Raw genomic sequence first — 2,213 nt, 5'->3', positions numbered from 1 at the left:
CCACCGCCACCGCCACCGCCGTCGACGACATCGCCGTCGCCGTCGCCGAACAGGTAGGTGAGGGTGAACGGGAGGTCCTGCGGGTTGCGGCCGAGCTGGCGGGCGGCGAAGTCCAGCATCTGCTGCTCGGTGCGCACCACGCTGGGGTCCGAGCCGAGGTCCCGCAGCGTGGCCATCCGCCGCTCGCCGATCACCCGCTCGGTCTCCTCGGTGACCACGCAGAGCATGCCGACGACGGCGCCGTCGTCGTCGCGCAGCGGGCTGTAGGAGAAGGTGTGGTAGGTCTCCTCCGGGTAACCGGAGCGTTGCAGGAACAACTGGAGGCCCTGGTCCCAGGTGGCCCGGCCGGTCGACAGGACCGTGTCGATGCGGGGGCCGATCTCGTGCCAGATCTCCGCCCACACCTCACGGGCGGGCCGGCCGAGGGCCCAGGGATACTTCCGGGCCAGGGTGTCGCGCCGGTAGGCGTCGTTGCAGAAGAACGTCAGATCGGGGCCCCAGGCCATCCACATCGAGAACCGGGAGGAGAGCAGGATGCTCACCGCCGTGCGCAGGCTCTGCGGCCAGCCCGACGGCGGCCCCAGCGGGGTCGCCGTCCAGTCGACCGCGGAAAGGTCGCGCCCCACCTCGGGATCGGCTGAGAACACGTCGGATCCGGCCGGCTCCGGACCGCCGGCGGGGAGGGAACGTGCCATGGAGACCCTTTCGTCCGTACCGAGCGCCCGCGTGGCACGGACGGCCTGCCGGCCGCCGGGACTTCACGGGAACCCCACACACATTCCACCGGCTTCGTAGGATAAGCCGAACCCATGGGTTCTTCTGGGCCGATCATCTCCGCGGGCGCCCGGACGGCAGCCGCCGAGGACCGGAAGGACCGCCGGGCCGCCCACTCCTGCCGTCCGCCCCATCCGCACCACCTACCAGGAGACCCGGTGACCAAGACCGACCCCGTCCTGACCGTCGACCGGCACACGCACCCCTCGGGCGCGACCGTGCTGCTGGTGACCGGTGAGCTCGACCACCACACCGCCGGCGCCCTGATGGGCGCGCTGGACGAGCTGCACCTCGCCCGGACGGACGGCCTGGTCATCGACCTCTCCGCGCTCTCCTACTGCGACTCCACCGGCATCACCGTGCTGGTGACCGCCCACCACCGCGCCGAGCAGGCACGATGTCCGCTCGCCCTGGCCGGCCTCGGGTCCGACCTGCGGCAGATGTTCCACACCGTGGGACTGGACCAGATCTTCACGTTTCACGACGATCTCGACCGAGCTGTGGACGCACTGCGAAATTGAGCCGTCCGGCCCCGTTTGACACCTCGGGAACGGGGCATCGGGGCTGTCTGCACTTCGTTATCCTGCCGGGGGGCAGGCGCCATGGCGGCGCTACGAGACGAACCGGGATCCGGAGAAGGACGGACGAGAATGGCCATGACCTCCATGTCCGCCGTTCCCGCGCCGCTGTCGCCCGGACCCTGCGGTCACGCCAGTGTCGTCTACTCCGACGACCGGGAGTGGGCCGGCCATCTGGTGCCCTTCGTCCGCGCCGGTCTGGAGCGCGGCGAGCAGGTCCAGTACTTCGCCGACACCACCGATCCGGACCGCGTGATGGGCGCCCTCGCCTCCGCCGGCCTCGACCCCGCCCGGGCGGCCGCCGAGGGGCGGCTGGTGGTCACCACGGCGGCCCGGACCTACCTGTCCGGCCCCGTCTTCGACCCCGACATGATGATGGGCCTGTGGCACCGGGCCATGGACACCGCGCTCGCGGAGGGACACCGCGGGCTGCGGGCCATCGGCGAGGTGACCTGGGGGGCGCGGGACGTGCCCGGGGCCGACCGGCTCCTGGAGTACGAGCTCCGCCTCCACCACGAGGTCTTCGAGCCGCTCCCGCTCACGGCGTGGTGCTTCTACGACAGCCGCCGGATCCCGGCGGACCGGCTCGCCGTCCTGGTCGGCGCGCATCTGACCCACCTCGGCGCCCCGGTCGCCGCCCCGCCGTTGCGCCTCGCGCCCCTGCCGGGGCGCACGGGTCTGCGGCTGGCGGGCTCCGCCGGGTACGACACGCGGCACGCGATGCGGGCCGCGGCTGCGGTGGTGTCCGGCTCCCCCGGCGGGGACGTGGAGCTGGACCTGACGGCCCTGCGGCACCTGGACGTGTCCTCGCTGGCGGCCCTCGCCGAGGCCGCCCGCCGACGCGACCAGGGACGCCTGCGT

Annotated in this window: 3 protein-coding genes; 2 read left to right on the top strand and 1 reads right to left on the bottom strand. The window is 72.8% G+C overall.

Translation table 11 applies throughout. From position 1 onward, the window contains the following. On the bottom strand, nt 1-695 hold a 695-nt coding region (locus HW445_RS27855), incomplete at its 3' end, for a PAS domain-containing protein (protein WP_180223631.1). Between the two features lie 114 nt (nt 696-809). Between HW445_RS27855 and HW445_RS27850 the strand changes: the two genes are divergently transcribed. Together HW445_RS27850 and HW445_RS27845 are read left to right on the top strand one after the other, a co-directional pair. Next, entirely contained in the window at nt 810-1,295 is a 486-nt protein-coding gene (locus tag HW445_RS27850) for an STAS domain-containing protein (RefSeq protein WP_180223630.1), read from the top strand. 129 nt (nt 1,296-1,424) lie between these two features. Continuing rightward, a partial coding sequence (locus tag HW445_RS27845; RefSeq protein WP_180223629.1) for an MEDS domain-containing protein occupies nt 1,425-2,213 on the top strand: 789 nt, incomplete at its 3' end.

The sequence above is a fragment of the Streptomyces sp. UH6 genome, assembly GCF_013421635.1.
GTDB classification, from domain to species: domain Bacteria; phylum Actinomycetota; class Actinomycetes; order Streptomycetales; family Streptomycetaceae; genus Streptomyces; species Streptomyces abyssomicinicus.
This window is presented reverse-complemented; position numbering and strand designations above follow the sequence as displayed.